The 6,335-nt window shown below is 70.1% G+C and carries 6 protein-coding genes; 5 read left to right on the forward strand and 1 reads right to left on the reverse strand.

The features are described 5' to 3' along the window. On the reverse strand, nt 1–353 hold a 353-nt coding region (locus FJY74_09095; GenBank protein MBM3308469.1), incomplete at its 3' end, for a hypothetical protein. 283 nt (nt 354–636) lie between these two features. Between FJY74_09095 and FJY74_09100 the strand changes: the two genes are divergently transcribed. The 5 genes from FJY74_09100 (at nt 637) to FJY74_09120 (ending at nt 6,221) form a co-directional block, all read left to right on the forward strand. Beyond that, on the forward strand, nt 637–1,221 hold the full coding sequence (locus FJY74_09100) for a porin family protein (GenBank protein ID MBM3308470.1): 585 nt from the start codon (nt 637–639) through the stop codon (nt 1,219–1,221). Between the two features lie 11 nt (nt 1,222–1,232). After that, nucleotides 1,233–2,201, forward strand: a complete 969-nt coding sequence (locus FJY74_09105; GenBank protein MBM3308471.1) for an SUMF1/EgtB/PvdO family nonheme iron enzyme — start codon at nt 1,233–1,235, stop codon at nt 2,199–2,201. An 11-nt stretch (nt 2,202–2,212) separates the two neighbouring features. Next, a complete protein-coding gene (locus FJY74_09110) occupies nt 2,213–2,770 on the forward strand; it encodes a DUF4126 domain-containing protein (GenBank protein ID MBM3308472.1) in 558 nt (185 codons plus the stop codon). Nucleotides 2,771–2,832: 62 nt separating this feature from the next. Beyond that, the gene (locus tag FJY74_09115; GenBank protein ID MBM3308473.1) at nt 2,833–5,583 is read left to right on the forward strand and encodes an endonuclease; all 2,751 of its coding nucleotides are present in this window, start codon (nt 2,833–2,835) and stop codon (nt 5,581–5,583) included. 107 nt (nt 5,584–5,690) lie between these two features. Beyond that, a complete protein-coding gene (locus tag FJY74_09120; protein MBM3308474.1) occupies nt 5,691–6,221 on the forward strand; it encodes a hypothetical protein in 531 nt (176 codons plus the stop codon). Nucleotides 6,222–6,335: the final 114 nt, after the last annotated feature.

The raw sequence follows: 6,335 nt of genomic DNA on the forward strand, positions 1-6,335 counted from the left end.
ACGGTGTAGAAGCGGTTGTTGCCGACGCCGGGGAACTCCTCGGTGCCGTCCCAGACGCCGTTTCGGCGGAACTTGTACTCGATCTGCTGGCCGGGCGTGAAGCCGCCCCGCGTGACCTCGTAGATGCTGTCGCCGTCGGCGTCGGCCAGAGGCGTGAGGGGGGAGCCGCCCCAGCCGTTGAAGGTGCCCGCGATGTCCACGAAGTCGCTGCCGGGGTCGAAGGCGCCCAGCTCGATCTGATAGGACATGCGGACGCGGAAGGTGATCTCCACGGCGGGCGCGGCTCGCGGCGCGCCAGCGGCGACGGCCGCGACGACCACGACGGCGATGGTCCTCGACAGGGTGCGGTTCATGGGGCCCTCGGCTTCCTCGGCGAGCGCTCGGATGACTGCGGTTGCCACCATCCATGATAGCACGCCCGGCCTCCGCTGTCCGATCCGGCCGCGGTGAGGCTCACCGTGCAGGATGCGTCGGGGCGCGTACCTTGCCGGGCTCGGGAGCGGCAGGCGAACCGCCGTCCCGGGCAGATTGCCGCCTTGCCTCTCACTTCGTCGAGCCGGTATCATCGTGGGCGAGGTTCGCGCGAGTCGGCAGCGTTCCCAACGCAGTCGCAGGTGGCGTACGGAGGTGCGCGTGATGAGAACAACGTTCGTATCGTGGACCGTGGGCCTCGCGGCCGCCGTGCTTCTCTCCGGTCCCGCGCTGGCCGCCCCGACGGGGCTGGGGGTCGGCGTGCACGGCGGCTACGGCCAGTCGGCGGACGCGGAGAGCGGCAGCCCCCTGGCGGGGGCGCACGTGCTGCTGAACGTCGCACCGTGGCTCGGTGTCGTCGGATCGGTCGAGTTCAAGTTCAAGGAAGACCACGTGGAGAGCGGGATCGACTACGACGTGACGAGCTATCCGATCAACCTCCTCGGCCGCATCTACCTCCCGATGGGCAGTCTGAACCCCTACGTCACCGGCGGCATGCAGTACAAGGTCATCCGCTACGGCGGCAACCTGTTCGAGGACTTCGAGCTGGACGACGGCGAGAACTCGTTCGGCTGGGTCGCCGGCGTCGGCGCCTCACTCAGCCCGGCCGGCAGCATCGAGCTCTTCGGAGAGGTCCTGTACGAGTCGAACGACCCCGAGCGCGATCTCGGGAGCGCCGTCGAGGACGCCAAGGACTTCCGGTACGACCAATGGAGCGCGCGCGCAGGGATCACGCTGATCCTGAACTGATCGGGGGGTGCATGAGAGGCGCCGGCCGGTCGCTGGCCGCATGGTGTTGCGTTGTGCTCGCGGCGTCGGCATCGGGGGCCGCGGCCGCCGACTCCGTGCGGACATGGAGCCCGGAGCCCCTGGCGGGCATGGTCCTCGTGCCCGCCGGGGCGTTCACGATGGGCGACGGGGCGGCCCCGTGCGGCAAGAGCCCGCACCGCGTGACGCTCACCCGCGGCTTCCGCCTCGGGCGGCGCGAGGTGACCAACCTCGAGTACCTCGAGGCGGTCCGGTGGGCCTTCGACCGGGGCTACGTCAACGCCACGCCCGCTTCGGTGATGGACGGTCTGGACGAAGGCGGCGTCGAGCTTCTGGACCTCGACAACGCCGACTGCGAGATCGCGTTCTCCGGCGGCGCCTTCGCCCTGCGCGACGCGGGCCGGGGCGTCAATGCCGACCATCCCGTCAAGTGCGTGACGTGGTACGGCGCGGCGCGGTACTGCGACTGGCTGAGTCTGCGGGCCGGGCTGCCGCGCGCCTATCGGCACGACGGTGACTGGGCCTGCAACGGCGGAGACCCCTACGGGGCGCAGGGGTTCCGCCTGCCCACCGACGCGGAGTGGGAGTACGCGGGGCAGTACGACGACGGCCGTTTCTTCCCGTGGGGCGACGATCCGCCCGACGCTGGCCGCGTCAACTGCTGCTGGACCCTCGGCTGGACCACGCCCGTGGGGAGCTACGCCGACGCGCCCGAGGCGCTCGGGCTCTCGGACATGGCCGGGAACGTCTGGGAGTGGTGCAACGACTGGCACACCTGCGATCCGGGCAGGGCCGCTGTCACCGATCCCGTCGGGCCGCCCGCCGGCGCGGGGCGCGTCGTACGAGGCGGCTCGTGGCAGCGGGTCGGTCCGGCGTTCCTCAGGGCCGCGCGGTTCTGCGGGAGCCTCGAAGGGGGGAGCGACCACTTCGGGTTCCGTGTTGCGGTGACCGCAGCCCCGTGAGGGGAGGGAGCGTGGAGCTCGCGCTCAGCATTCTCATCGGCCTCGGCCTCTCCGCCGCGTGCGGGTACCGCGTGTTCGTGCCGTTCCTCGTCCTCAGCATCGCCGCGATGACGGGCCACGTGACGCTGGCGCAGGGGTTCCAGTGGATCGGGACGCCGTACGCGCTCACGGCCTTCGCCGTGGCGACCGTGCTCGAGGTGGTCGCGTACTACGTCCCCTGGGTGGACAACCTGATGGACGCCGCGGCGACCCCCGCGGCGGTCGTGGCGGGGATCCTGATCACGGCGTCGGTGGTCGGAGACGTCTCGCCGTTTCTGAGGTGGTCGCTGGCCGTCATCGCGGGCGGGGGCGTCGCGGGGGCCATCCAGGCGGCGACCGTCGTGGTGCGCGGCACGTCCTCCGCGACGACCGGCGGCCTGGGCAACCCCGTCGTGGCCACAGGCGAGCTGGGAGGTTCCATCGTCACGTCCATCCTCGCGGTCCTCGTCCCCATCGCGGCCGTGCTCCTGGTCGTTCTTCTGCTCGTTCTGATCATCAGGTTCGCCCGCCGGCGGATCGAGGCGTGTTAGCGGCGCGGGCGCCGGACCGGGCGGCGCCTCAGTCCGTCACGGACAGAGAGCGAGGCGGTGTCATGCGGCAGACGGCACTCCGGGCGACGATCGCGGGGCTCCTGATCGCCGTCGCGGTCCCCGGCGCGTACGCGGGCGTCCTCATCTCCGAGATGTGCGACCCCCGCCTGAACTACCTCACCGACAGGTTCATCGAGATCTACAACGCGGGGGCGGCCTCCGTGGACCTCACGGGGTGGTCTCTGGTGGCGGTGGGGAACTGGGGCGACATCTTCACCTGGCCGCTCTCGGGATCGATCGAGCCCGGCGAGGCGCTCGTCGCAGGCGACCGCACCACGACCATCCCTTTCCAGGTGGACTTCGCGGACGAGGCTTGGTCGAGCAACAACAGCCTCTGGAACGGGAAGGTCGGGGACGGAGCGAAGCTGCTTAACGCAAGCTCGATCGTCGTCGACTACGCCGTCGTGGACGGCACGGCGTTCGAGAACGAGGACTACGTCCGCAAGTACGGCGTCGTCAACCCCTCGACGACCTACGATCCGTCGGAGTGGACCGCGACCGAGGTCGACTATCCCACGGACGGAAGCCCTGGGACCCACTCCTCCGCGCCGCCGACGCCGGGCCCGGTCGTGTCCGACGTCGCGACCGACCCTCCCGCGCCCCTTGCCGGTGAGGCCGTGCACGTCGAGGCCGTCGTCACCGACACGGTCGCGATCGCCACGGTGTCGCTCTTCTGGGGCGTGTCGCAGTTCTCGCTCCCGAACGAGATCCCCATGTCGCCCGCGTCGAGGAGCGTGTACCGCACGGACGAGGCCATCCCTGGGCAGAACGCGGGGACGACCGTGTACTTCCGCATCCACGCGACGAACAGCATTCCCGGCACGACCATCACCGACATCCGGAGCTACTCCCTTCCGTTCGTCGTGTCGGTGAGCGCCGTGCAGGGGACGGGCGGAAGCTCGCCGTACAACGGGTATGCGGTCATCACGCACGGAGTGGTCACCGGCAGTTACGGAACGCTCTTCTCCATCCAGGACGGGAGCGGCCCGCGGTCCGGGCTCTGGGCGCGCGCCGCCTCCGCGCCCGCCGAGGGGGACTCCGTGACCGTCCGCGGCACCGTCACCGAGAACGCCGACGTCGTGTACGCGGGCACCACGATGCTCGTGGGCGCCATCGTGACGGGCGCCGTACCCGGCGCCGGGCTTCCGGATCCGGCCGTCGTGTCCACGGCCGCGTCCTCGTCCGAGGACTACGAGGGCGTGCTCGTGAGGGTCGAGGGCGCGGTCTGCACGAACGCGCTCCTCGGCTCGGGGCGGTGGCAGGTGGACGACGGGAGCGGCCCGGGGCGCGTGGACGACCTCGGCTACGCGTCCCAGCCCGCGCTCGGAACGGCCTACGACGTCGTCGGGCCGGTCATCTACGCCGACGGCGCCTTCGCGCTCGAGCCGCGCCGCGCCGCCGACGTCGTGTGGGCGGGCGATGCCGCGGCGCCGTCCATCTACCAGGTCTACGCGGAGACGGAGACGACTCTCATCGTCGCGTTCTCCGAGCCCGTGGACGCGACGACCTGCGGCACGGCGACGAGCTACACCATCGAAGGGCTGACCGTCGTCGGCGCCGCGAGAGACGCGCACCACGCCGACCGCGCGGTGCTCACGGTCTCGACCATGTCGCCCGGCGAGTACTGGCTTGTCGTGGACGGGGTCGAGGACCTCTACGCGAACGCCATGGACAGCGTGAGCTTCTCCTTCGACTTCGTGGACGTCACGGTGCCGCCCGGCTACTACGCCGCCGCCGAGGGTCTGGCGGGCGACGACCTCCGCGCGGCCCTGCACGAGATCACCGACGGCCACACGGTCCTCCCGTACTCGTACTCGTGGGAGGCGTTCTACACGACCGACGACAAGCCGAACGGGAAGGTGTGGGACATGTACTCGGACGTCCCGGGCGGCGAGCCGCCGTACGAGTACACCTTCGGCGTTGATCAGGGCGGGATCGGGGGCGTGGAGGGCACGGGGTACAACCGCGAGCATGTCTGGCCTTCGAGCTGGTCGGGCGGCGAGCTTCTGCCGAAGTACTCCGACCTCCACACGATCTATCCGACCGACAACTTCGTCAACAACCAGCGCGGCAACGACCCCTACGGTGAGGTCGCGTCGCCGACCTGGACCTCACTGAACGGGAGCAGGAAGGGCAACTGCGTGTACCCAGGCTATTCGGGGCCCGCGTTCGAGCCGATCGACGAGTACAAGGGCGACTTCGCGCGGACGTTCTTCTACGTCACAGTGCGGTACCATACCGAGGACGCCGCCTGGTCAGGCAGCGCCATGACCGACGGCGCCGACATCCTGCCCTGGGCGGTCAGCCTCCTGCTCGGCTGGCACGAGGCCGACCCCGTCGACCGCAAGGAGCTCGAGCGGAACGGGACCGTCTACGCTATGCAGGGGAACAGGAACCCGTTCATCGACCGCCCCGAGTTCGCGGACCGCATGTATCAGGCCGCGGCCGTCGGCGACGGCGACGCGCCGGGCGCTCCGGTCATCGCGCTCCACCAGAGCGCGCCGAACCCCTCCGCGCGCTCGACGACCATCCGGTTCGCGCTTCCGGCGGCGACCGATGTCCGTCTGCGCGTGTACGACGCCGCGGGGCGGCTCGTGCGCGTGCTCGCCGACGGCCCGTTCGGACCCGGCGAGCACGAGGTCTCGTGGGACGGTCGCAACGCGGCCGGGCGCGAGGTCGCGGCCTCGGTGTACTTCTACTCGATGGAGGCCGACGGTTTCCGCGACGCGCGGAAGCTCGTCCTGCTCAGGTGACGGCACCGAGGACGCCCTTGTCAGACAGTCCGGTCTGTTGCACAATCGCCGCCTTGGGAGTGAGGGTCTCAGAAACCAGGGGCGCGGACCGCGCGGGAGGCAGGACGATGCTGGTTCGTTGGCGGAGGATGGCGCATCTCGGAGTCGTCGTGTTGCTCGTCGCCGTGGTCGCCGCCGGCTGCGGCAAGAAGAGCGAGGAGAAGCTCGCCGAGGGCCTGATGGAGAAGACCATCGAGGGGGCGACCGGAGGCGATGCAGATGTCGACCTCGGCGGCGGCGATGTCACGATCAAGACGCAGGAAGGCACCACGACCATCTCGGAGACGAGCGAGTGGCCGGGGGACATGTTCGACGGTGTGCCGAAGTTCACCTACGGCAAGGTGACGAACGTGACCCGTCTCGACCAGACACAGAGCGGTCAGAAGACGGTCAGCGTCCACCTGAGCGAGCTGGAGGGTGGAGGGGCCGAGAAGTACGCGAAGGAGCTCGAGGCAGCCGGCTGGGACATGCAGGTCGTGATGTCAGCGGGCGAGGGCGGGATGATCAACGCCCAGAAGGGCGACCTCGGACTGGCTCTCATGTACAACACCACCGAGAAGCACGCGGTGCTGAGCGTCCTCAAGGGGCTCGACGAGTAGGATCCCCGAGAGCCTGATGCTGCACGCGGGGCCCGCCCTTCTCGGCGAGGGCCCTTCTCTCGAAGCCGGCGGGCGAGGCGAAGGGAGGCCGACCGTGCGCATGCTCGCGTCGTC

This window comes from Candidatus Effluviviaceae Genus I sp. (assembly GCA_016867725.1).
Classification (GTDB): Bacteria; Joyebacterota; Joyebacteria; order Joyebacterales; family Joyebacteraceae; genus VGIX01.